The sequence below is a fragment of the Longispora urticae genome, from assembly GCF_053902585.1.
The window spans coordinates 1-24,183 of record NZ_JAQZSH010000044.1 but is presented as its reverse complement, the minus strand read 5'-3'; the positions used below and the strand labels follow the sequence as shown (position 1 = coordinate 24,183).

The 24,183-nt window shown below is 73.6% G+C and carries 19 protein-coding genes; 12 read left to right on the top strand and 7 right to left on the bottom strand.

Features of this window, described 5'->3' with window-relative positions:
- Positions 1–20: 20 nt before the first annotated feature.
- From PT931_RS31685 to PT931_RS31655, 7 genes are all read left to right on the top strand, one after another.
- Positions 21–806 (top strand): DeoR/GlpR family DNA-binding transcription regulator, encoded by a 786-nt coding sequence (locus PT931_RS31685; protein WP_363722281.1) that lies wholly within the window; start codon positions 21–23, stop codon positions 804–806.
- A 103-nt stretch (positions 807–909) separates the two neighbouring features.
- Positions 910–2,148, top strand: a complete 1,239-nt coding sequence (locus PT931_RS31680) for an ABC transporter substrate-binding protein (RefSeq protein ID WP_456249389.1) — start codon at positions 910–912, stop codon at positions 2,146–2,148.
- Positions 2,145–3,110, top strand: coding sequence for a carbohydrate ABC transporter permease (locus PT931_RS31675; RefSeq protein ID WP_456249388.1), 966 nt, complete (start codon positions 2,145–2,147; stop codon positions 3,108–3,110). The genes PT931_RS31680 and PT931_RS31675 overlap by 4 nt, the downstream gene beginning before the upstream one ends.
- Positions 3,103–3,915, top strand: a complete 813-nt coding sequence (locus PT931_RS31670; RefSeq protein WP_456249387.1) for a carbohydrate ABC transporter permease — start codon at positions 3,103–3,105, stop codon at positions 3,913–3,915. Before PT931_RS31675 ends, PT931_RS31670 begins: the two co-directional genes overlap by 8 nt.
- A 38-nt stretch (positions 3,916–3,953) precedes the next feature.
- Positions 3,954–7,589: an NPCBM/NEW2 domain-containing protein gene (locus PT931_RS31665; protein WP_456249386.1), complete on the top strand. Its 3,636-nt coding sequence runs from the start codon at positions 3,954–3,956 to the stop codon at positions 7,587–7,589.
- Positions 7,590–7,738: 149 nt separating this feature from the next.
- On the top strand, positions 7,739–8,587 hold the full coding sequence (locus tag PT931_RS31660) for a tetratricopeptide repeat protein (RefSeq protein ID WP_456249385.1): 849 nt from the start codon (positions 7,739–7,741) through the stop codon (positions 8,585–8,587).
- A 28-nt stretch (positions 8,588–8,615) separates the two neighbouring features.
- Positions 8,616–9,677, top strand: a complete 1,062-nt coding sequence (locus tag PT931_RS31655) for a HEAT repeat domain-containing protein (RefSeq protein ID WP_456249384.1) — start codon at positions 8,616–8,618, stop codon at positions 9,675–9,677.
- Here the strand turns inward: PT931_RS31655 and PT931_RS31650 are convergent.
- A complete protein-coding gene (locus tag PT931_RS31650) occupies positions 9,674–10,909 on the bottom strand; it encodes a hypothetical protein (RefSeq protein ID WP_456249383.1) in 1,236 nt (411 codons plus the stop codon). The two genes, PT931_RS31655 and PT931_RS31650, sit on opposite strands and share 4 nt — an antisense overlap.
- Positions 10,910–10,923: 14 nt before the next feature.
- Here PT931_RS31650 and PT931_RS31645 point away from each other — a divergent pair, with 14 nt between their 5' ends.
- Positions 10,924–11,859 carry a hypothetical protein gene (locus PT931_RS31645; protein ID WP_456249382.1) on the top strand — a complete coding sequence of 312 codons (936 nt, stop codon included), beginning with the start codon at positions 10,924–10,926 and terminating at the stop codon, positions 11,857–11,859.
- Here PT931_RS31645 and PT931_RS31640 read toward each other — a convergent pair.
- The 3 genes from PT931_RS31640 to PT931_RS31630 are packed head-to-tail and all read right to left on the bottom strand — an operon-like array spanning position 11,835 to position 15,177.
- Positions 11,835–13,094 (bottom strand): phenylacetate--CoA ligase family protein, encoded by a 1,260-nt coding sequence (locus tag PT931_RS31640; RefSeq protein WP_456249381.1) that lies wholly within the window; start codon positions 13,092–13,094, stop codon positions 11,835–11,837. The genes PT931_RS31645 and PT931_RS31640 overlap by 25 nt on opposite strands.
- Complete coding sequence (locus PT931_RS31635) at positions 13,091–14,284, bottom strand: ATP-grasp domain-containing protein (RefSeq protein ID WP_456249380.1); 1,194 nt, start codon at positions 14,282–14,284, stop codon at positions 13,091–13,093. The genes PT931_RS31640 and PT931_RS31635 overlap by 4 nt, the downstream gene beginning before the upstream one ends.
- Positions 14,281–15,177, bottom strand: coding sequence for a glycosyltransferase family 2 protein (locus PT931_RS31630; RefSeq protein WP_456249379.1), 897 nt, complete (start codon positions 15,175–15,177; stop codon positions 14,281–14,283). Before PT931_RS31630 ends, PT931_RS31635 begins: the two co-directional genes overlap by 4 nt.
- A gap of 84 nt (positions 15,178–15,261) precedes the next feature.
- Here PT931_RS31630 and PT931_RS31625 point away from each other — a divergent pair, with 84 nt between their 5' ends.
- Both PT931_RS31625 and PT931_RS31620 read left to right on the top strand, forming a co-directional pair.
- Positions 15,262–17,049, top strand: a complete 1,788-nt coding sequence (locus PT931_RS31625) for a carbamoyltransferase family protein (RefSeq protein WP_456249378.1) — start codon at positions 15,262–15,264, stop codon at positions 17,047–17,049.
- A complete protein-coding gene (locus tag PT931_RS31620; RefSeq protein ID WP_456249377.1) occupies positions 17,046–17,690 on the top strand; it encodes a hypothetical protein in 645 nt (214 codons plus the stop codon). The genes PT931_RS31625 and PT931_RS31620 overlap by 4 nt, the downstream gene beginning before the upstream one ends.
- Here the strand turns inward: PT931_RS31620 and PT931_RS31615 are convergent.
- Positions 17,641–18,735, bottom strand: coding sequence for an FAD-dependent oxidoreductase (locus PT931_RS31615; protein WP_456249376.1), 1,095 nt, complete (start codon positions 18,733–18,735; stop codon positions 17,641–17,643). The two genes, PT931_RS31620 and PT931_RS31615, sit on opposite strands and share 50 nt — an antisense overlap.
- A gap of 134 nt (positions 18,736–18,869) precedes the next feature.
- On the opposite strand from PT931_RS31615, the gene PT931_RS31610 reads away from it, so the two are divergent.
- Entirely contained in the window at positions 18,870–21,446 is a 2,577-nt protein-coding gene (locus PT931_RS31610; RefSeq protein ID WP_456249375.1) for an ATP-binding protein, read from the top strand.
- 129 nt (positions 21,447–21,575) lie between these two features.
- Here the strand turns inward: PT931_RS31610 and PT931_RS31605 are convergent, their stop codons facing one another.
- Positions 21,576–22,739 (bottom strand): geranylgeranyl reductase family protein, encoded by a 1,164-nt coding sequence (locus tag PT931_RS31605; protein WP_456249374.1) that lies wholly within the window; start codon positions 22,737–22,739, stop codon positions 21,576–21,578.
- Positions 22,740–23,061: 322 nt separating this feature from the next.
- Here PT931_RS31605 and PT931_RS31600 point away from each other — a divergent pair, with 322 nt between their 5' ends.
- Positions 23,062–23,247, top strand: a complete 186-nt coding sequence (locus PT931_RS31600) for a hypothetical protein (RefSeq protein WP_456249373.1) — start codon at positions 23,062–23,064, stop codon at positions 23,245–23,247.
- Between the two features lie 28 nt (positions 23,248–23,275).
- Here the strand turns inward: PT931_RS31600 and PT931_RS31595 are convergent, their stop codons facing one another.
- Positions 23,276–23,899, bottom strand: coding sequence for a carbonic anhydrase (locus PT931_RS31595; RefSeq protein ID WP_456249372.1), 624 nt, complete (start codon positions 23,897–23,899; stop codon positions 23,276–23,278).
- Positions 23,900–24,183: the final 284 nt, after the last annotated feature.

The window sequence follows — 24,183 nt, the reverse complement described above, 5'->3', positions numbered from 1 at the left end:
ACGCGCTACGAGAGGACCCCGTGAACCGTCACGAACGGCTGAGCGCCCTGCTGGAGATCCTGGCCACCCAGGGCCAGGTCGAGATCGACGAGGCCGCCGAGAAGCTCGGCATGTCCGCCGCGACCGTGCGCCGCGACCTCGACCAGCTGGCCGCCCAGCAGCTCGTCACCCGCACCCGGGGCGGGGCGGTGGCCAACCAGGTGTCCTACGACCTGCCGATGCGGTACAAGTCGGCCCGGCACGTCTCCGAGAAGGAACGGATCGCGGCGGCGGCCGCCGCCCTGGTCAAGCGGGACATGGTCGTGGCCCTCAACGGCGGCACCACCACCACGGCCGTGGCCCGGGCCATCGCGACCAGCCCCGCGCTGGCCGACCCCGGCGGCGGGCAGGTCGTGACCGTGGTCAGCAACGCGCTGAACATCGCCTCCGAACTGATCATGCGGCCGAACGTCCGGGTGGTCGCCACCGGCGGGGTGGCCCTCCCGCAGTCCTACGAGCTGATCGGTCCTCTCGCGACGAAGATCATCTCGGAGCTGACCTTCGACATCGCGTTCCTCGGTGTGGACGGCATCGAGCCGGCGTTCGGGGCCTCGGCGCACCACGACGGCGAGGCCAGCATCAACCACCTGATGGCCGAGCTCGCCCGGCAGGTCGTGGTGGTCACCGACAGCTCCAAGCTGCTGCGCAGGTCCTTCGCCCGGATCTGCCACACCCGGGAGGTCGACCTGCTGATCACGGACCGCGACGCCCCGGCCGACGCGGTGCGCGCGTTCGAGGACCTGGGGGTCACCGTGCTCACCGTCTGACGCCGTCTGCAAAGTTCGGCAAGAATTATGCTTCCTTCTTGCATAAGTGCGCGCTAGGCTCCCTCAACATCGGGGGCCACGCGCACCGCGGAAGGACGGACTGATGTTGCGGAGAAGAGTGCTGGCGGGCCTGGTCACGGCTGCCCTGCTGGCGACGGCGGGCTGCTCGGGGTCGGGGGACTCCGGCGGCGACGTCACGTTGACGTACGGGGTGTGGGACAAGAACCAGGTGCCCGCGATGGAGAAGATCGCCACCGAGTTCACGAAGGCGCACCCCACCGTCAAGGTCAAGGTGGAGCTGACGCCGAACAAGGAGTACTGGACGAAGCTCCAGACCTCGGTCACCGGCGGCAGCGCCCCCGACGTGTTCTGGATGAACGCCCCGCGCTTCGGGCTCTACGCCTCCTCAGGGGTGCTCGCGCCCATGGACAAGAAGGCGGACCTGTCCAAGTACCCGAAGTCGCTGGTGGACACCTACAACTGGCAGGGCAAGCAGTACGCGCTGCCGAAGGACTTCGACACCATCGGGCTCTGGTACAACAAGGCGCTGTTCGACGCGGCCGGTGTGAAGTACCCCGATGAGACCTGGACCTGGGAGACCCTGACCGCGGCGGCGAAGAAGCTGACCGACCCGGCCAAGGGGCAGTTCGGGATCGCGGCCCCCGCCTACAGCCAGGAGAACTACTACAACACGATCTTCCAGTCCGGCGGCACGGTCGTGTCCGCGGACCGCAAGAAGTCGGGGTACGAGGACCCGGCCACCGTGAAGGGCCTCCAGTTCTGGGTGGACCTGATCAACAAGCACAAGGTGTCGCCGACCGTGCAGCAGATGTCGGACACCGAGCCGACCCAGCTGTTCACCTCGGGCAAGGTCGCCATGATGTACGGCGGCTCCTGGGAGGCCGTCGGCTTCGCCAAGGACGACGGGCTCAAGGGCAAGATCGACGTGGCGGTACTGCCGCAGGGCGACAAGCGCGCCGTCGTGATCCACGGCCTCGGCAACGTGGTGTACGCCAAGAGCAAGCACCCGAAGGAGGCCCTGGAGTTCGCCACGTTCCTCGGTTCGGAGCAGGCGCACAGGATCCAGGCCGAGACGGGTACGGTGATCCCCGCGTACGAGGGCACGCAGGCGACGTGGGTCGGCGCGATGCCGCAGTACCAGCTGAAGGCGTTCCTCGACGAGGTGCCCTACGCGGTCCCGTACCCGATCTCGAAGAACACCGCCGGGTGGGCCGACCAGGAGCGCAAGCTGCTCCCGCTGGCCTGGGACGGCTCGCGCGACCTGCCGGGCGTGGCCAAGGAGCTCGCCGCGGCCATGAACGCGGCGCTGGCGAAGGAATGACGGCGACGGAGTCCCGGGTGGCCGACGCGGTCACCCGGGCCCCGGGGTGGCTGGCCCGGCTCGGGGGCTCCGGGGGCGCGGGCCGGCGGCCGCGCGGCGACTGGCCCTGGGCGTACCTGATGATCGCCCCGACCGGGCTCGGCCTGGCCGTGTTCTACCTGTGGCCGGTCGTGCAGACCGTCTACTTCAGCTTCACCGAGTGGGGCGCGTTCGGCGGGCACACCTGGGTGGGGCTCGCCAACTACACGACCCTGTTCGGCGATCCGGCCGTGGGGCAGGCGCTGAGGAACACGTTCGTCTACTCCGGACTGGTCCTGCTCGGCGTGCCGCTGTCCATCGTGCTGGCGGTGCTGCTGAACACGCCGAAGCTGCGCGGCGTCAGCGTCTACCGCACGCTCTACTTCCTGCCGGTGGTCACCATGCCGGCGGCCGTGGCGATGCTCTGGCGGTGGATCTACAACGGCGACTACGGCCTGCTCAACTACGGCCTGTCCCTGTTCGGCGTGGACGGCCCGTACTGGGTCTCCGACGGCCGGGTCGTGCTGTACGCGATGGCCGTCGTCGGGGTGTGGACCCTGATCGGCTACAACGCGGTCATCTTCCTCGCCGGCCTGCAGGGCATCCCGCAGCACTACTACGAGGCGGCGGCCATCGACGGCGCGGGCCGGGTCCGGCAGTTCTTCTCGATCACGTTGCCGCTGCTGAGCCCCAGCATCTTCTTCGTGACGGTCCTGACGGTGATCGGTTCGCTCCAGATGTTCGACCTGATCTACATGATGATGGACCGCAGCAACCCGGCCCTCACGGACAACCGGACCATCGTCTACCTCTTCTACGAGGCGGCGTTCGTCGACAACCAGCGCGGCTACGCGGCCTGCATCGCCGTCGTGCTGCTCGCCGTGATCCTGACCCTGACCGTGGTCCAGTTCCGGCTGCAGAAGAAGTGGGTGCACTATGAGTAGGACCCGACTCTGGCCGGTGCACCTGGTGCTCGCGGTCGGCGCGGCGGCGATGGTCGCCCCGTTCTTCTGGGAATTCCTCACCTCGGTGCAGTCGTTCGGGGAGTCCACCCGGATCCCGCCCACGTTCGTGCCCTCGTGGGAGTGGTCCAACTACGGCCGGGTCTTCGACTCGCTGCCGTTCGGGCGGCAGTTCCTCAACACGGTCCTGATGACCGCCGGGCGGACCCTCGCGCAGCTCGTGTTCTGCGCGCTGGCCGGCTACGCGTTCGCGCGGCTGAAATTCCCCGGGCGGGGCGCGCTGTTCGTGGTGTTCCTGTCCGTCCTCATGGTGCCCAGCCAGCTGTTCCTCATCCCGCAGTACCAGATCGTCTCGTCGTTGGGGTGGCTCAACACGCTCGCGGCGCTCATCGTGCCCGGGATGTTCAGCGCGTTCGGCACGTTCCTGCTCCGGCAGTTCTTCCTCGGTCTGCCCAACGACATCGAGGAGGCGGCCCGGATCGACGGCGCGAACCCGCTGCGGATCTTCTGGCACGTGATGCTGCCGCTGGCCCGCCCGGGGCTGCTCGCGCTGGGCATCCTCACCGTGCTGTGGTCCTGGAACGACCTGATGTGGCCGCTGGTCGTCAACACCTCCCCGGAGTCGATGACCCTGTCGGCCGGGTTGGCGACGTTGCAGGGCGAGCACCTCACCGAGTACCCGGTCCTGATGGCCGGCTCCCTGATGGCCACCCTCCCGGTCATCGTGATCTTCGTGGTGGCCCAGAAGCACCTCATCCAGGGCATCGCCTTCACCGGTTCCAAGTAGCACTGCCTCATCCCTCTCAACGACGGGCGGTCGGAAAGATGCGTATGAAACCCCTGCTGGCGGCGGCGGTCGGGCTGGTACTCGCCAGTTCGATCCTGTCGCCGGGCACCGCCGTGGCGGCCGATCCGGGCCACCTCGGCGCGGTCACCGGCTTCGCGGCCGACGGTGCCACCTACACCTTCAGTTCCGGGGCCGCCAAGGTCCGGGTCGTGTTCCAGAAGGCCGACGTGTTCCGGCTGTGGCTCGCCCCGGACGGCGAGTTCACCGACCCGGCGAACACCGCGCCCGCCGACCCGGCCGCGCCGAAGGCCAACCTGGTCGTCAAGACCGACTATCCGGTACCGGCGACCACGTGGAAGGAGACCCGCGACACCTACGAGCTGCGGACCGCCGCCATGCGCCTCGTCGCCCGCAAGAGCGCCCTGACCTTCACCCTGTACGGGGCCGACAACAAGAAGATCTGGGCCGAGACCGCGCCCCTGTCCTGGACGGCCGGCAGCGCCACCCAGAGCCTGAGCCGGGGCGACAAGGAGCAGTTCTTCGGCGGCGGCATGCAGAACGGCCGGTTCTCGCACCGCGACCAGACCATCGCCATCTCCACCGACTACAACTGGGAGGACGGCGGCAACCCCAACGCCGTCCCGTACTACATGAGCACCGCCGGCTACGGCGTCTTCCGCAACACCTTCGCCCCGGGCAGCTACGCCTTCAAGGCGCCCGTGGCCACCACGCACGACGAGCGCCGCTTCGACGCGTACTTCTTCGTCGGCGACCTCAAGCAGTCCCTCGACCGGTACACCGAGCTGACCGGCCGGCCGTTCATGCCCCCGGTCTACGGCCTGGAGTACGGCGACGCCGACTGCTACAACCGGTCCAACCCCGGCTACAAGGGCACCCGCGACCCCGACAAGCTGCGCACCCCCGACGCGGTCAAGGTCGCCCAGGGCTTCGTGGACCACGACATGCCGCGCGGCTGGATGCTCGTCAACGACGGCTACGGCTGCGAGTACGTCGACCTCGACCAGGTCGGCACGGCGCTGCGGGACCGCAAGATCGACATGGGACTGTGGACCGAGCGCGCCCTGACCAACCAGGCCTACGAGGTCGGCACGGCCGGCGTCCGGGTCCGCAAGCTCGACGTCGCCTGGGTCGGCGAGGGCTACCGGCAGGCGCTGTCGGGCTGCGAGGACGCCCACGACGGCATCGAACGGCACTCCGACGCGCGCGGGTTCGTGTGGATGGTCGAGGGCTGGACCGGTTCGCAGCGCTGCGCGGTCACCTGGACCGGCGACCACGCCGGTTCGCTGGACGCGATCCGCTGGCAGATCCCGGCGATCCACGGCTCCGGGCTGTCCGGGCAGGCCTACGCGGCCGGCGACATCGACGGCATCTTCGGCGGCTCCGCCGAGAGCTACGTGCGCGACCTGCAGTGGAAGGCGTTCACCCCGGCGCTCATGAGCATGTCGGGCTGGGCCGAGTACGACAAGCAGCCGTGGACCTACGGCGAGCCGTACACCAGCATCAACCGGAACTACCTGAAGCTGCGCGAGCGGCTGCTGCCGTACTTCTACACGTACGCGGCCGAGGCGCACCGGACCGGTACCCCGATCGCGCGGTCCCTGGTCCTGGAGTACCCGGACGACCCGAAGACCTGGGGCGGCAACGCGACCAGTGAGTTCCTGGCCGGCGAGGACTTCCTCGTCGCGCCCGTGTCGACCTCCGGTGAGTCCCGGGGCGGCATCTACCTACCCAAGGGCACCTGGGTCGACTACTGGTCCGGCCGGCTCTACCAGGGCCCGACCACGATCGAGAGCTACCAGGCGCCGCTGAGCACCCTGCCGCTGTTCGTCAAGGCCGGCGCGGTCGTGCCCATGTGGCCCGAGGGCATCAACAACCACCGGGACCGGGCGCCGTCGGACCGGCTGACCCTCGACGTGTACCCGTCCGGGAACTCGTCGTTCACCCTGCACGAGGACGACGGCGTCACCCGCTCGACGGCGTCGGCGGCGCAGGAGTTCACCGTCTCCGCCCCGAAGGACGGCCCCGGGAACGTGTCCGTCCGGATCGGCCCGTCCGTCGGCTCCTACACGGGCAGCCCGACCGCGCGGCCCTACGAGCTGACCGTGCACTCCGGCTCCGCCCCGACCATGGTCACCGTGGCGGGGGAGGCCCTGCCGGCACTGGACAAGGCCGGCTACGCCGCCGCGGCCACCGGCTGGTACTACGACCCGGCCGACCGCGCGGGCGTCGTGCACGTCAAGACGCCGTCCGTGGCCGTCACCGCGTCGGCGACGGTCGAGCTCGTCGGCGGCACCGCCCTCGGCGGCCTGTACCCGACCGACGGGCTCGGCCGCGCCGAGATCGGGGCCCCCGCGTTCGCGCCGCCCGGCGTGACGCACGAGGAGAGCGTGCTGTTCCGCAACCTGACCGGCCAGCCGGTCAAGGACGTCAGGCTCAGCATCCAGACCCCGGCCGGGTGGACCGCCACCCCGGTGGGCCGGCCGACATCCGACCTGGTGCAGCCCGGCAAGGTGTTCGAGGTCCGGTTCCGGGTCACCCCCGGCGAGGGGCCGGGCGACAGGACGGTGACGGGCAAGGTCGACTACACGGTCCGGGGCCGGCAGAACTCCGCCGCCGCGAACGCGACCACCCAGGTGCCGTACGGCTCCCTGGCCGCCGCCCGCAACAACGTGGCGACCAGCGACGACGCGGCCACCACCGCCGGCAACATCGACGGCTCCGGGTCGAGCTTCTCGGCCCAGTCCCTCGCCGCCGCCGGGGCCGCCCCGGGCGCGACCGTCACCGTGAAGGGCACCTCCTTCACCTGGCCGGACGTGCCGGCGGGCCAGGCCGACAACGTGACCGCCAAGGGCCAGACGATCTCGCTGTCCGGCCAGGGCACGCACCTGGCGGTCCTCGCCACGGGCACGGGCCAGGCCAACGGGCCGGTGACGGTCCGCTACACCGACGGCAGTACGGAGACCCGGGACCTCGGGGTGCCGAACTGGTGCTGCGTCGACCCCGGCGGCTTCGGGGCGACCGTCGCGCTGAGCACCCTGGGGAAGAACACGCCGGCGGGGGCGCACCAGTACCCGACGACGCCCTACCGGGTGTTCTACCAGCAGGTCAGGGTCGACCCCGGCAAGACGGTGCAGGCGGTCACCCTGCCCGACGCGCCGGCCCTGCACCTGTTCGCGGTGACCGTGACCAGCGTGCCGCTGCCGCCCGCCCCGACCGGCGACACCTGGGCCAGCGACCTGACCTGGGTCGAGTCGAGCAACGGCTGGGGCCCGGTCGAACGCGACCGCAGCAACGGCGAGGACGACGGCGGGGACGGCGCGCCGCTCACCCTGGCCGGCACCGTGTACCCCAAGGGGCTCGGCGCGCACGCCGACTCCACGGTCACCTACCACCTCGACAGGAAGTGCGGCCGGTTCACGGCCACCGTCGGCGTGGACGACGAGATCGCCGACTACGGCTCGGTGGTGTTCGCGGTGAAGGTCGACGGGGTGGAGAAGTACCGCTCGCCCCTGATGACCGGCACGTCGACGCCGGTACCGGTGTCGGTGGACGTCACCGGGGCCCGGCTCGTCGACCTCGTGGTGACCGACGGGGGTGACGGCAAGGGCGGCGACCACGCGGACTGGGCGGCGGCCCGCTTCGTCTGCGGGTAGCGGAGACCGGGGTTCCGGGTCGGTCGGGCCGGCCCGGAACCCCACCACGCCCCGTGACCGGCGGCGACTTCCGCACAGTTGTCCACCGGAGTCGGAGTCCTCTAGGGTGGGCCGCCTGTGCCGGTTGCGACGGGGAGTGGGTGGGCTCGGTGGGGCGGGAGCGGTTGGAGCAGGCGTACGCGGCCTGGGAGACCCAGGACTGGAAGACCGCCGCCGAACTGTTGGAGGTCCTCGCCGCCGACTACCCCGACCATGCCGGCTGCCCCGCGTGGCTGTTCGACGCGGCCCTGGCGCACAAGTTCCGCCGGGACTGGGCGCGCGCGTACTCGATGGGCGTGAAGGCCGCCGCCCGGGTCCAGCGTGGAGTCCAGGAGCCCGCGTACTGGAACCTCGGCATCGCCGCCACCGTCCTCGGCGAGTGGACCACCGCCCGCGACGCCTGGCAGGGCTTCGGCATCGACCTCGCGCCCGGCGACGGCGAGATCGTCGACGACTTCGGCATGACCTGCGTCCGGCTCGACGAGGCCGACGGCTCCGAGGTCGTCTGGGCCCGCCGGATCTGCCCCACCCGGGCCCGGGTCGTGAGCATCCCCACCGCGTCGGAGCGCCGGTTCGGCGAGATCGTGCTGCACGACGGCGCGCCGAACGGCGAACGCGTCGTCGGCGACCAGGCGTTCCCGGTCTTCGACGAGATCCTGCTGTGGCGCACGTCCGAGCTGTCCTCGTGGACCGTGACGGTGACCGCGCCCGCGGCCGTGGACCTGGAGGACCTCATCGACCTGTTCGACGCGCGCGGCCTGTGCGCCGAGCCGGCCGAGAACACCCGGGTGCTGTGCCGGTGCTGCAGCGAGGGGAGCGTGACCCAGGAACGGGTGGTCGCGCCCGGTACCCAGCTGGTGTGGCTCGCCGGACCGGCGGGGGTCCTCGACGGACCGTTGGACGCGTGGCGGCTGGCGGCACCCGGCCGGGCCTGGTCGGACCTGCGCCCCGCGCACTGATGTCGGACCCGGATGACAGGATATCCGGGTGCTGACCGGACTGGACGACATCAACTGGACACGGCTCGGCCACGCGCCCGGATCCGCCGGGGACGTGCCCGACCTGATCCGCGCCCTGCTGGCCCCCGACGAGAAGACCCGCGACGAGGCCCTCGGCGGGTTGTACGGCACGATCTTCCACCAGGGCGCCCGCTTCGAGGCGACGGCGCACGCGGTGCCGTTCCTCCTCGAGGTGCTCGCCGCGCAGGCCCCTGCCGACCAGTCGACCCTGCTGGGCCTGCTGGCGGCCCTCACGGTCGGCTACGACGAGAACTGGCTGCCCGCAGGCCTGACCGAGGCCGAGCTGTGGTCGGACCCGGCGGCGTCCGCGGCCTACGGGGCGGTGCGCGCGGGAGTTCCGCTCTACCGCGACCTGCTCGGCTCGCCCGACCTCGGGGTGCGCACCATGGCCGCCTACCTGCTGGCCTGGTTCCCCGACGACGCCGAGGACAGCCTGCCGCCCCTGGTGGAACTCGTGTCCCCGGAGGAGTACGAGGGCGTGGCGGCCACCGCCCTGGTCGCGATCGGGCTGCTCGGGGGCACCCTCGACCGGCCCCTGGACAACCGGCCGGTCGTCGGCTGGGCCGCCGCGATCGCCGCCGCCCGGGTGCGGGGCGACGGCGCGGACCAGTCGGTCGCCGACGAACTGCTCGGCTGGACCCGCACGGGCGCGGGGGTGCGGTGGGAGATCCCGTTCCTGGAGGGCGACCTCTCCGGGTACGCGGCCCTGGCGCTCGCCCAGCTCGGCCCCGCCCACGTCGAGGCCACCTACGACGCGCTGCTCACCCGGATGCCCACCGTGACGGGTACGGAGACCCTGCCGGTGCTCGGCGAGGCGCTGCGGCTGGCGTTCCCGACCGGCCCGCTCGCCGAGGGGGTGCCGGCCACGGGGCTCGACGAGCGGCAGGTCCGACTGGCCCGGGTGCTCGCGGAGCACGAGGGGCCGTGGAAGATCGGGGAGCAGACGTTCGGCAACGTGTCCATGCTGGTCCGGTCGTACGGGCTGCCGTCGGACCGGGAGTCGCTGCGGTCGTTCCTGGGGTCGGTCTAGGCGGGGCGCTCGGCACCGGGGGCGGGCCGCACCGGGTCCGCCGTGCCGGCCGTGGGTGCCGAGCCCGCCGCTCCGACCGCTGGTTCCGCCGGCTTTCGGCGCAGCAGCAGCCACAACGCCCCACCCTGGACCGCGTACCCGGCCGCGACGGCCACGATGCCGCCCACCGCCCCGGCCCCGGGGATCAGCAGCCAGCCCGCCACGGCCACCGTCGCGCACTGGGCCACCGCCGTGCCGGCCGAGCCGCGCCGCCACCGGGCGTCGAGGTTCTCCATCAGGTACACGCAGAACACGCAGCCGGCCGAGAGTACGATCTCCACCCCGACGGCCACCGGGTGCGGCCGGACCACCAGCACCCCGGTGGCCAGGGCGGCGGGCGGCAGCAGCCAGCGCAGGACCCGTCGGGCCAGCCGCACCCCCGCCTCCGGCCCCCGGGAGCGCAGCCAGGCCACGGTACGCGGCTGCCAGATCCGCAGCAGGTAGCCCCACAGCACGCCGCAGGCCACCGGGCCGAGGACCAGCAGGTAGAAGTGGCTGACCTGCTCGGGGGTCGAGAGAGTGGCGAGTTCGGCGTACAGGACCGACACCGAGGCGATGGCCAGCGCCTCGCCGACCGTGAGCACCGCCGCCGCCCGGGCCGCCGGCCACGCGCCGGTCGCGAGCCGGGGACCGGGCGGCCGGAGCCGGAGCGCCAGCACGACGTTGACCAGGGTGACCGCGCCCGCGAGGTACGCCAGCACCGCCGGGGCGCGCGCGCCGGTCGCGGCCACCAGCAGCACCCCGCCGCCGTAGGCCGCCGCGATGGCCGAGTACGCGACCGCGTCGGCGTACGGAAGCCCCCGGAGCCGGAACAGCGCCACCTGCACGGCGCAGCAGCCGATCCCGGTGGCCAGGGTCGCGGCGGCGGCGTACCGGGCCGCCGCCCCGCCCGGCTGCACGGCGGTGGCGCCCAGCCAGCCGAGCAGGCACACCGTGAGCGGCAACAGGGCCAGCCGGTGGAAGAACCGCTCCAGGCCGGGCCCGTCGCCCCGGGGGATCAGGGTCAGCGCGGCCTTCTCCACCCCGCTGGACGTCAGCGCGAACAGCCACGCGGAGATCCCGGTCGCGGCGGCGTACGGGGCGAAGCCTTGCGCGCCCCACAGGGCCAGCAGGGACACCTCGGACACCTGCTGGGCGATCCGGTACGCGCCGCGCCCGGCGATCAGGGTGACGACGGTTCTCAGCCGCGCCACGGTACCGTCCTGTGATGCGGGTGGAACTCCACAAGGGACACGGGGTGGAGCCGCCGGGCTGGGCGGAGGCGGTGTCGGCCGCCGGGCTGCACGCGGCGTGGGCGTGGCCGGTGCTGCGGGCCCGGGCCGGCCGGCGCGGCGTCCGGGCCCTGCTGCGCGACGAGGACGGCTCGGTCGCGGGCCTGGCCGCCTGGCGGGGGGTGCCCGGCGTCGCGGAGGTGCTCTGCCCGGCGTCCAGCGTCCTGCCCGGCGTCGCCACCGACCCCGGCCGCTGGTCGGAGGCGCTCCGGGCGGTCGGCGGCGCGCTGGGCGGCGCGGTGCTGCTCCGCCAGCTCCAGGAAGCCCACCTGCCCGCGGTCCTGCGTGGCCCGGCCGTGGTCCGGCGGGGCCTGTCGGTCGCCGTGTTCGACAACGACTTCGACTCGTTCGACGGGTACCTGGCCACCCTCGGCAAGGGGCGGCGGAACTCCCTGACCACCCAGCTGCGCCGGATCGACGCGGACCCGGGCCTGGTCTGCGGGTTCGGCCGGGACGCGCTGCCGGCGCCGGCCGAGGTCGTCGGGCTGGTCGCGGCGACCGCCCGCCGGCAGCGGACCGGACTGCTGCCCGCGCCGTCGACCGGGCCCGCGCTGGCGGCGGCCCTGCTGGCCGACCCGACCACGCACTGGCTGACCTACCGCGACGGCGACGGCCGCCTGCTGGCCTGCGCGTACCTGCTCGACCATGCCGAGTGGCCGGTGCTGGGGTCCTGGGGCGCGCTGGCCCCGCAGGACGGGGGCCGCAAGCACCTGTGGTTCCACATGCTGACCGCGTGCGTCCGGTGGTGCGTGGCCGAGGGCCGGGCCGGGGTGGTGATGGGCAAGGGCAGCGAACAGACGAAGCGGACCCTGGGCTTCCGGCTCCGGCCGCAGTGGACGGTGCTCGCTCACGCGTCGGGCCTGGGCCGGTAGTCCGAGGCCAGGAAGCGACCCTTCCCGGCGGCGGTCAGCTCGACCCGGTCGGCCTCGACGAGCCGCATCCGGGTGCCGTCGAGGCTGCCGGCCACCTGGGCGTCGTACTCGCGGGCGACGGGCTCGAACTCCGCGCCCCGCTCCAGCACCAGGTGCACGGTGATCAGGCCGGTGGCGTCCTGGCGGACCATGCACTCGGCCAGCCCGGGGGTGTACGCCCCGGCCCGCAGGAACAGCGCCGCCCCCAACCTCCGCCCCGTCAGGAGGACCACGTGCTCGTCGGTGCGCCCGGTGGCCAGCCGCATCCGGGGCAGCGGGCTGCCGCACCCGCACGGGCCGGGCACGAGCGCGCCCCGGTCGCCGACCCGGTACCGGACCAGGGGCATCGCGCGCTCCCGGTAGTGGGTGACCACGACGTCGCCCTCCTCGCCGGCCGGCACCGGTCCGCCGTCGGGGTCGAGGACCTCCACCCACACCCGGTCGAGGTCGACGTGCGCGTGGCCGAGCGCGCAGTCGGAGGAGATGGTCAGCACCTCGTACGCGGAGTACTCGTCGAACACCGGCACCCCGAACGCGTCGGCGAGTTGGGCCCGGGCCTCCGGGGTGAGCAGTTCCGAGTCGGTCAGCACGACCCGCAGCCGGCCCCGGAGCCGGTCGAGTTCCTCCGGCGTCAGGGTGCGCGACAGGGTGCGCAGGACCAGGGGGTACGCCATCAGGACCCGGGGGCGCGAGGCCAGCACGGCCCGGGCGACCTCCGCGTCGGGCAGGGTCGACCGGATCACGGTGCGCGGGAACACCCCGAGGCGCTGGAACCACCGGGTCGGCCGGTCGAACGGCTTGAGCTGCGTGATCGGCCACCAGGGTCGGTAGCCGGCCGTCAGGAAGCGGCGGACGATGGTCGCACCGTGGTAGCCGTACGCGCGGCGGTCGTGCCGGACCTCGATGGCCAGACCGGTCGTGCCACTGGTCCGGTCCACCATGAACTCGGCCACCGGGCCGTGGAAGCGCTCGACGCCGGCGGCCACCACGTCCGGCTTGGCCAGGACCGGGAGGTCCTCCAGTTCCGCGTCGGGGTAGTCGGCGTAGTAGGGGACGTGCTCCCGGCAGTACCCGAGGAAGGCCCTGATCTGTGCCCTGGCCCGGCGCTCGACGTCCTCCGGTGACCGGCGGCGGACCCGCAGCGCCGCGACGAGGGAGCCCAGCTCCCACAGCGACACCCCGCCGCCGCTGCTCACGCCGCGTCCCGGATGTCGAACCGCAGCAGCCGCTCCGCCGCGTCCAGCGTGCCCATCAGCTGGTCCCGGTCGGAGCTGGCCGCCAGCACGTAGCCCAGTTTCGCCCCCGCCCGGGTGTACGGCTCCACGTGCTCGCCCTCCGCCACCGCCACCACGATGTCCACCACGTCCGGCAGCGCCCGGGCCACGTCGAGCCCGACGATCGAGGTCAGCTTGCCCTCCCGTTCGGCGCGCAGCACCCGGAACCCGGCGTGCCGGGCCGTCCCCGGGGTCAGGTCCACGGCCTCCCCGAGCGCCATCCGGATGGACAGCTCCGTCACGTCCACGCCCCGGGCCAGCCCGAGCAGCTCCGCGACCCCGTTGCCGCCCAGCCGGGCGCCGATCTCGACCAGCACCACGTCGCCGTCGTCGGTGACCAGCACGTCCACGTTCAGCGAGCCCCACCGGTAGGCCAGCGCCGCGCACACGTCGTCGAGCATGGCCCGGACCCGGTCGGCGAGCCCGTGGCCGCGTTCGGGCATGGTGTGCTCGACGGTGACGAAGTGCGGCAGGGCGGTGAGGCGGCGGTCGCTGAGCCCGAGGAGCGCGACCCGGCCGTCGGCGACCACGGCCTCGGCGGTCAGGTGCCGGCCCGGCAGGTACTCCTCGGCGATCAGCACGTCCGACATCGAGTACGCGGCGGCCCCGTCCAGCGCGCCCTCGAACTGGCCGGCCGTGGAGCACAGGCTGATGCCCCGCCCCCCGCTGGAGTCGGTCGGCTTGAGGATCACCGGCAGCCGCAGGCCGGGCAGCGCGGCCCGGACCTCGGCGGGGGAGCCCTGGGTGTAGCGCGGCCCGGGCTGGCCCAGCCCGTCGGCGACGGACCGGAAGAAGCCCTTGTCCACCGAGGCCCGCACCGCGTCGGCGGACAGCCCGCACGGCAGGCCCAGGCGCCCGGCCAGGGCCAGCTGGGTGGGCAGGTTGACGTCGCTGGCCGGCGACAGCACCCCGGCCAGGTCGGGCCGGCCGGCGAGCACGCCGACGAGCCGGTCGGTGTCGCGGGTGCTGACGTTGCAGAACTCGTCGGCCCAGGCCACGGCGGGCGCGTCGGACCGCACGTCCACGCAGACCGTGCGCACGCCGAGCCGGCGGGCGGTGCGCAGGGTGGTGATGGCTCCGTCGGCGCCACCCAGGACGACCAGGGTTCTCATGGGGTTTCCTCGGGGTACAGGAGGTCGGCGGGAGCCACGGTCAGGTTGGTCTCCCGGACCAGGAACAGTGGCGGGCGGGGACCGCCCCGGGACAGGTGCACGAGGTAGCGGGCGACGACGGCGAGGGCCGCCAGGCCCAGTGCCAGGCCGATCCCGGGGAAGCCGGCGAGCGCGACGGCCGCCCCGAGCAGGCAGCCGACGGCCGCGAAGGTGAGCAGCCGGTCGGAGTACGACACGAACAGCTCCACGGAGTGCTTGGCCAGGCCCCGGACGGACACCTTCGACTCGCCGCGCACCCGGGGCCGGTGCGCGGTGGGCACCGTCGTCCAGGCCCGGGTCAGCCGGGGCACGGTGGCCAGGAAGTACGGGGTGCCGAGCCGCATCCGGACGATCCGCCGGGCCAGGTCCGTGCGCACCAGCCGGAAGCAGGTCGCGCCCCGGGGCAGCTGGATGCCGAGCACGCGGCGGGCGATCCGGTCGTGCACCAGGGAGGCGAGTTTGCGCAGGCCCGAGTCGCGCCGGTCGGGCCGGACCCCGAACACCGCGTCGTAGCCCTCCCGGGCCCGGGCGATCAGGAGCAGCCCCTCGGCGGGCGGGAACTGCAGGTCGGCGTCGAGGTGCAGGATCCACGGCTGGGCGGCGTAGAGGTACCCGGCGGAGAACGCCGCCTCCAGGCCGAAGTTCCGGCTGAACGACAGGTACCCCACCCTCGGGTCGTCGGCCGCCAGCGCGCGGATCCGGTCCAGGGTGCCGTCCGTGCTGCCGTCGTCCACGAACAGCACCTGGAGCGGCCGACAGTCGCCGAGTTCGGCGACGATCTCCGCGTAGCAGGGCCCCACGTTGTCCTCCTCGTTGTGGCAGGGCACCACGACGGAGAGGGGGAACGGCGTCATCGGGCGAAACTAGCGTCCACTGTGGGCAAAGGGAAGGGATCGACACCCTTGATTCGTCGGGTCGCCCGGTGGATGATCGCAGCCATGTACGTACTCGGCCTCAGTCAGCACCACGACTCCGCGGCGGCCCTGCTGCGCGACGGCGAGATCGTCGCCTTCATCGAGGAGGAGCGGCTGAGCCGGCTCAAGCACGACGGGGCGTTCCCCCGGCTGGCCGCGCGCTGGTGCCTGGACGAGGCCGGCATCACCCTGGGCGACGTCGACCACGTGGCGTACTTCTGGCAGGGCTACCGCGAGATCCAGCACGCGCTGAGCCACTTCGTCCGGCACCTGCCCGACACGCTCGCGGTGTTCCGCAACGACGGCGGCGACTTCACCCCGAAGGCCACCGGGCTCGTCGACACGCTGCGCAACCAGGGCGTCCAGCGGCACCCCGACGACTACCACGTGGGCGGCGCGCTGCTGCTGCACCTGAAGCGGTCGGTGCGGTTCGGGGCGATCGTCCGCGAGCAGCTCGGCTGGACCCGGCCGACGAAGTTCAAGGTGCACCTGGTCGACCACCACCACGCGCACGCCGCCAGCGCGTACTTCCTGTCCCCGTTCGACCGGGCGGCCATCATCACCTGGGACGGGATCGGCAGCGACGGCACCTCCACCTACTTCGGGCTCGGCGAGGGCGACACCATCGTCGACCTCAAGCGGATCCGGTTCCCGCACTCCCTGGGCGCGCTGTACGCGGCCGTCACCGGCTTCCTCGGCTTCCACCCCAGCCGGGACGAGGGCAAGGTGATGGGCCTGGCCGCGTACGGCACCCCGCGCTACGTGGACGCCTTCGCGCCCCTGGTCGGGCTCACCGACGGCGGCGCGTACGAGCTGGACCTGTCCTACTTCCGGCACCACGCCACCGCCAAGCACCAGGTGTCGAGGAGGTTCCTCGACCTGTTCGGCCCGCCCCGGCCCCGGGTGCGCGGCGAGATCGACCAGCATTACGCCGACGTCGCCTACGCCCTGCAGGACTCCCTGGAGCGCGTCGGCCTGCACGCGGCGAACTGGCTGGCCAGGGCCACCGGCGAGACCCGGCTGTGCACGGCCGGCGGCGTCGCCCTCAACAGCGTCATGAACGGCCGGATCCTGCTGGAGACCCCGTTCGAGGAGTTCTACGCCCAGCCGGCCGCCGCCGACGACGGGTCGGCCCTGGGCGCGGCGGTGATGGTGAGCACGACGAAGCTGGGCCGGCCGTGGAAGAAGGGCGGCGAGTACATCTTCCTGGGCGCGTCCTTCGGCGAGGACGTCATGCTCGCCGCGCTGGAGGCCGCCGGGCTCGCGCACACCCGGCCCGACGACCTGCTCGACACCACCGCGCGGGCCATCGCCGACGGCAGGATCGTCGGCTGGTACCAGGGCCGGGGCGAGTGCGGGCCGCGCGCCCTGGGCAACCGCTCGATCCTGGCCGACCCGCGCCGCGCCGACAGCAAGGAGCGGCTCAACGAGAAGGTGAAGCACCGCGAGTCGTTCCGGCCGTTCGCGCCGTCGTGCCTGGCGGAGCGGGCGGGGGAGTACTTCGCCAGCGGGTACCCGTCGCCGGTGATGCTCCTGGTCTTCGACGTGCTGGAACACCAGCGGGACAAGGTGCCGTCCATCACGCACGCCGACGGGACGGCCCGGGTGCAGACGGTGTCGCGGGCCGACAACCCGCTGTACCACGCGCTGATCTCCCGGTTCGACGAGCTCACCGGGGTGCCGATGCTGGTGAACACGTCCTTCAACGACAACGAGGAGCCGATCGTGTGCTCGCCGGAGGAGGCGGTGCGCTGCTTCCTGAAGACCGACATGGACGCCCTCGCCCTGGGGCCGTTCTGGGTGGAGAAGTGAACCGACTGCGCGGCTGGTGGTGGGTCCTGCCCGCGTTCGGCGCCGGCGTCCTGGCCGCCGTGATCATGGTGGTCCTCCCGGCGGACCGGTCCATCGACAGCGTCTGGGAAGTGCTGTTCAAGACCAGTCCGCTGGTACTGGCGGTGCTGGCCGTCGCCGGCTTCCCGCAGCGCAGGGGCCTCGGACTCGGGCTGGTGTTCGCCCTGTTCGTGGTCTACATGGGCGTCATGGACACGTTCTACATCACCCGGATCGACGACTACGCCGCCGCGTCGGGCGCCGAGTCGGCCTTCCCGCCGCTGTACCAGGCGCAGCTGTTCGTCGCCTCGTTCACGGTGCTGGCGGTGCTGTTCGCCTACCGGCTCGGCGGCGCGGGCACCGTCCGGGTCGCCCGCGCCGGCCTGGCCGCCGTCCTGGTGATGATCTCCGGGCTCAACGACCTGACGTTCTGGGCGACCTACCACTGGCCCGACGGGCGGCCCACCCACCTGAAGTGGGCCTCGCACATCACCGTGTTCTACGGGCACCAACCGTCGGTGGTCGAGGCCGCGGTCTTCCTGGCCGTGCACCTCGCGCTCGCCGCCGCCGTGCTCACCGTCCCGCTCCGGCGATTCTCCGCGCCACGTTCAGACCCTGCCTGATCGCCTGATCCATGTCGATGTACGTGTACGTGGCCAGCCGGCCGGCCGTGTACCGGGGCGGCCCCGGCAGCGCGTCGAGATCCTTCTCGTACTCCGCCTGCAGCCGGCGGTTGTCCCCGGCCACGTCGTCCACCGGGTAGTGCCGCGCGGGCGCGCCCGGGTACTCGTAGCTCACCACGGTGCCCGGCCCCGACTGCCCGCTCATCCACTTCGTCTCGATCGCCCGGGTGTGCGCCACCTCCGGCCCCGGCGTGTTCAGCACCCCGCACGGCAGCTCGTGCCCCACCCCCGGCAGGTAGTGGCTGACCAGCGACACCCCGCGCCACGGCAGCCGGCCCCGGGACTCGGCGAAGAACTCGTCCAGCGCGCAGGTCAGCACCACGGCCTCGGCGTCGCGGCACAGCCCGTCCCAGTCGGCGACCGACACCCGGCGACCCATCGTGACGGGTACGTCCCGCAGCAGCGCGTCGACCAGGTCGGTGTACCCGCCCGCCGGCCAGCCCTGGTACGGGTCCCGGAACAGGTCGGTGAACCCGTCGTCGCGCAGCTCGATCCGCTTCGGGGCCCAGGCGGCGGCCAGGCGCGCCGGTTCGGTGCCCCACTGTTTGCGGGTGTACCCGGCGATGAACTCCCGGTACAGCGTCGCGCCCATCAGGTCGACGCACCAGGACTCGAAGTCGCCCCCGGCCGGGGTCGGCGGCCGGTCCCGCAGCTCGCGTTCGATCGTCGGCCACTCGGCCAGCTCCCGCAGCTCGCCCAGCTGGGGCGGCCAACTCAGCTCCGTACCGAACACCCGGGTGCGGACCCGGTGCCGGTAGGGCAGCATCCGGACCAGCCCCGACACCAGGCGCCACACCTCGGCGTCGCGGGTGTGGAAGATGTGCGCGCCGGTCGGCTCGTAGTACACGCCGCCGGCCCGGGCGGTGCGCAGCTGGCCGCCCCAGGTGGGATCCGCCTCCAGCACCTCGACGGCGCGGCCCGCCCCCGCCAGCGCGTACGCGACCGTGGCGCCCGCCAGACCGCCGCCCACCACCCGGATCACCATCCGAGCATCCTAAAGGGACAGTGGGGCCCGGCGGTGCTGTCCGGACGTGCCCTTTTCCGCCCGGCCCGGGGCGATCTCCGACGCCGGATAGACTCGGCCGAGATCAATCACAGACCTACCGGAACGGACCCACGGTGACCGAAACCGGACCCCCGGGACCGCCGCCGGCCGCAACGCTCGACGCGCTCGCCGCCGGCCTCCTCGCCCTGCGCGCGTGGGCCGGCAACCCGTCCTACGCGGAACTGGTCCGCCGGATCGGCCGGCTCCGGACCGGGCGCGGCCTGCCGCCGGGGGAGCGCTCCCCGGGCCGGGTCACCGTGTACGACTGCTTCCGCCCGGGCCGCCGGCGGATCGACGTGGAGCTCGTCGTCGACATCGTCCGGGCGCTGACCGCCGACGAGCAGGCCGCCGGCCGGTGGCGGGACGCCTGCCGGGAGACCCTGAGCCCCCCGCCGCCGGCCCCCGGGCACGCCCGGAACGGCCTGCCGGCCGACCCGCCCGCCTTCACCGGTCGCGTCGCCGACCTCGACCGGGTCCTCACCGCCCTCGACGAAGGGAACTGCCTGGTCGCCGGCATGCCCGGCGTCGGCAAGTCCCACCTGGCGGTCCGGGCCGCGCACGCCCTCCTGCGCGCCGCGCCCGACACCCGCCCCCTGTTCGTGGAACTGCGCGGCTACGACCCCGACGCGCCGCCCGCCGACCCGGACTCCGTGCTCGCCGAGGTCCTGCTGCTCCTCGGCGCGCCCGCCGACCAGGTCCGACGGCTCGCCCCGGCGGACCGCGCCGACCTCTACCAGCGCCTGCTCGCCGACCGGGCCACCCTGCTCGTCCTCGACGACGCGGCCGGCACCGACCAGGTCCGGCCGCTGCTGCCCACCGGCCCCGGCTGCCGGGTGCTCGTCACCAGCCGCAGGCACCTCGCCGACCTCGACGCCACCCACGTACCCCTCGACGTGTTCACCGCCGACGAGGCCCTCGACCTGCTCGCCGGGGCCACCGGCACCGACCGGCTCGCCGCCGAGCCCGACGCGGCCCGCCGGATCGCCGAACTGTGCGGCCACCTGCCCCTCGACCTCGCCGTCACGGGCGCCGACCTGGCCCGGCAGGCACACTGGACCCTCGCCGACCACGTCATCCGGATCACCGCCCTGCCCCGGGACGAGGCGGTCCGCCCGGCGCTCGCCGCCTCCTACGCGACCCTGCCCGACAGCCAGCGGGAACTGTTCCGGCTGCTCGCCCTGCACCCCGGACCCGACGTCACCCCCGACGCGGCGGCGGCCCTGGCCGGGGTGGACCCCGCCGAGGGCGGCGCGCTGCTCCGCCGGCTGCACGCCGAGAACCTGGTGCAGGAGGGCGCCCCCGGCCGGTACCGGATGCACGACCTGGTCCGCGCCCACGCCCGGCGGCTCGCGCACGTCGAGGAGCCGCACAGCCGCCAGCACGCCGCCGTGACCCGGCTCCTCGACCACCTGACGCACGCCGCCGCCACGGTCGAGGCGCTGGCCTTCCCGCACGGCCGCAGGCCCACCGGGGCCGGGTCGGCCGGATGGCCCGGGGTGACGGACGCGGCCGGCGCGTTCCGCTGGTTCGCGGACGAACGGGCCGTGCTGGTCGCCGCCGCCCGGCACGCCGCCGAACACGGCTGGCCGGCCCACGCCTGCCGCCTCGCCGCCCACCTGGAACGCCCCCTGGAGGTGTCCGGACACTACGCCGACGCCGAGGCCCTCCAGACCGCCGCGCGCAGCCTCGGCGACCCCACCCAGCGGATCGGCGCCGCCGTCGCCCTCGGCCGGCTCTGCGAACTCACCGGCCGCTACGACGAGGCCATCAACCACCAGACCGACGCGCTGGGGATGGCGCGGGCGGCCGGCGACCGCGTCCAGGAGGCCTACGCCCTCGGCAACCTCGGCAACCTGTGCGCCCAGCTCGGCAGGTTCCCGGCCGCGATCGGCCACTACGAACGGGTCCTGGAGGTGACCAGGGGCACCGGGGACCAGATCACGGAGTCCAGGGTCTCCGGCAACCTCGCCAACGTGTACAGCTCCGTGGGCCGCTACCTCGAAGCCGCCGACACCCTCCGCCGCAACCTCGCGCGGTTCGCGTCGCTCGGCGACCAGGTGTCCGTCGGCATCTGGCACTTCAACCTGGGCATGGTCCTCGAACGCCTCGGCCACTACGACGAGGCCCTCGACCACCACACCCGGGGCCTCGAACTCGCCCGGGAGAACGGCTACCGGCGCGGCGAGGGCGGCAGCACCAACTGCCTCGGCATCGTGTACGCGAGCCTCGGCCGGACCACCCTCGCCGTCGAACACCACCTGCGGGCCCTCGACATCGCCCGGGAGGTCGGCGCGCGGGACAACGAGAGCAGCGCGTGGACGTGCCTCGGCGTGGCGTACGGGCGGCTGGGGCGGCACGCCGAGGCACGGGAGAGCCACCGGGCCGCCCTCGCGATCGCGGTGGACACCGGCGCGCGGCGGCTGGAGGTGGTGGCCCGCAACGGGCTCGGCGAGGCGTGCCTCGCGCTGGGGGACGCGGCCGGGGCGGTGGCGGAGCACCGGCGGGTGCTGGCGGTGGACATGGGCGACCCGTACGAGCAGGCCCGGGCGCACCGGGGGCTCGGGGCGGCCCTGCCCGGGGCGGAGGGGGCGGAGCACCGGGAACGGGCGCGCGAGGCCTACACCCGACTCGGGGTACCGGTCCCGGAATAGCCGCGGGACGTCGTACCCATCGGCCGGCGTGGCGGGGAGGGACGTCGGCGGCCACCGAGCCGGGCGGCGCCGGTGGTCGACACCCGTCACCTCGGTGGGCCCGGCCCGCGCCCGCACGCGCTGCCGGTGTCAGAGGCGGCGAACGATGTGCCGCAGGGTGCGCAGGTTCAGGCGGCCGTCCGCCAGGCCGATCGCGAGCAGGGTGTCGAAGACCCGCTGGTCGTCGCGGGCGGCGCGCACGGCCGCGTCCACGAGCCGGGGCCAGCGGCCGAGCCGGGCGGTGACGGCCGTGTGCCGCAGGTGGCCGTGCAGCCGGCGGGCGAGGGCGCGGCGGTAGAGCCCGGCCGCGGTCTCGGATGCCGCGCCCCCGACGCCGGTCGCGGATCCGGCGGCCCGCGTGCCGGCCACGGACTCCGCGGCGGCGGTACCCGCCAGTTGGCCGGACACCACGGCGTAGAAGATGCCCTCGCCGGTGAACGGGTTGACCAGGGACAACGCGTCGCCGACCAGCAGGATCCGGCCCCGACCGGGCGGCGGTCGGCGGGTCGACAGCGGCAGGTGGTGCCCGCGCCAGTCGGTGGCCGCGTCGAGATCCAGATCCGGCATCAGGGTACCCAGCCGCTCGAGCAGGTACTCCCGGCTCAGTGGGCCGCCGTGCAGGAGTTCCCCGTAGCCGACGTTCGCGCGGCCGTCCCCGATCGGGAAGGACCACGCGTAGGCGGGCCACCGGCCGGGGATGGTGACGATCCGCTGCTCGGGCGGGCCGGGCGGCGCGGGCGCGTACCCCCGGAGCGCCAGGGCCAGGTGGCCGGGCGGGTTGCCGGCGTGCCCGAGGGCCTGCCGCACGACCGAACCGGCGCCGTCGGCCCCGATCACGACCCGGGCGGCGACCGTGCCGTCGAGGACGACCCGGTCGCCGAGCTGCTCCACGGTCCGGACCCGGTGCCGGCGGAACCGGACCCCGACCCCGAGGGCGGCGGTCACCAGGCGGTGGTCGAACACCGCCCGGGGGATCGTGTGGGTGCCGGCGTGCAACGGGCGGGCGACGACCTCGCCGCCGGGGGACACGAGCCGCAGAGCGGGCACCGGCGGGTACCCGGCCGCGGCGTCCCCCACCCCCAACGCGGCGAGCACGTCGAGGACCTCCGGGGCGATGCCGTCGCCGCAGGGCTTGTCGCGCGGGAAGTCGGAGCGGTCCAGCAGCACGACGTCCGCCCCGCCGCGCCGGGCCGCCAGCGCCGCCGCCGACCCGGCCGGCCCCGCGCCGACCACCGCCACGTCGAAGCACTCCACCCGCCCGAGCCTACGCGGCCGCGACCCCCACCGGGGCGTGTGAGGCGCGGCGGGGAGCCCGGTCGGAGTGCACGCGCGCGGGTCCGGCACGTCGCGGTCGGGGCACCTCCTCGGCCGGTGCGCGGCCGAACCCGGGGACCGGTCGGTCGCGGGGAGACATTCCGGTCCGGGCCTGTCGGTGGCGGGGCGACGGATTCGGGAACCCACGGGTTGGTGACCGGGGCGCCGGTACCCGGAGGAGGGGTCTGGGTTTTGCTCGCCAACGGCTGACACATAATGTGCGAAAGGTGCAATCTATCTATGGGGCGGCGGGGAGGTCACCATGGCCATGGACTTCGACATCGAGGATTCGACACCCGGAGCGGTGCCGGACGGCGGCCGGATCCGGGTGCCCGTCCTGGATCCGGATCCGGACGAAATGGACGACGCGGACGAGTTCACCGACCGGCGGTGGCTGGCCGACGACGGAACCGAGGACACCGAGGACGGGAGCCGCCCGGGCCAGTGACCGGCACGGGCGGGCGGAACCGGGGAACTCACACGCCGTACCCGGCCACCCGCCGCACGGTCCCCTCGGCCAGCCGGTAGGACAGGCCGACGACGCCGACCTTCCCCTGGGCCAGCCGCTCCGCGATGATCGTGGACCGCTGGGAGAGCATCTCCACCGTGTACCGGACGTGCTCCTCCACCGCCGCCTCCGAGTCCGCCAGGGCCTCCTCGCGCACGGTCAGCACGCTGAGCATCACCCGCTCGATGACGTCGCGCATGAAGCCGCCGGGGGTCTGACCGTCGCGGAGCGCGTCGAGGGTGGCGGCGATCGCCCCGCAGGAGTCGTGCCCGAGGACGGCGATGAGCGGGGCGTCGAGGATCGCGGTCCCGTACTCGATGCTGCCGAGCACCTCGGGGCCCACGACGTGCCCGGCGGTACGGACGACGAACAGGTCGCCGAGCCCCCGGTCGAAGATGATCTCGGCGGCGAGCCGGGAGTCGGCGCAGCCGAACAGGACGGCGAACGGGCGCTGTCCCGGGGCCAGGGCGGTACGGTGCTCGGCGTCCTGGTTGGGGTGCCGCAGATCCCCGTCCACGAACCGCCGGTTGCCCTCCAGGAGCAGCCTCAGCGCCTCGGCCGGGGTCTCGGGCCTGTCGTTGGTGTCCACCATCGGTCACTCCTCGTGCCGGCCGATGTCGTCCCCCGCAGCGTAGTGGCCCGGCCGCCCGCCCGGGGCCGGATCGCAGGGAGCTGTTCGCCACAGTGGCCACCCCTGGGCGAGGGCCCGGGGTGGCCACGGTTGTGCCGGCGGGACGGACGTGTTCACCGCCCGGCGGGGCGGCTACTTCCTTGAACTCCGTTCCGCCGCCATCGTGCCAAGCCCGCTCCGGGCGGGATCGGACGGATTGTGCGTCATTGGTCGTCGGACCGGCCCGCGACGGGTGGCTCCCGTCG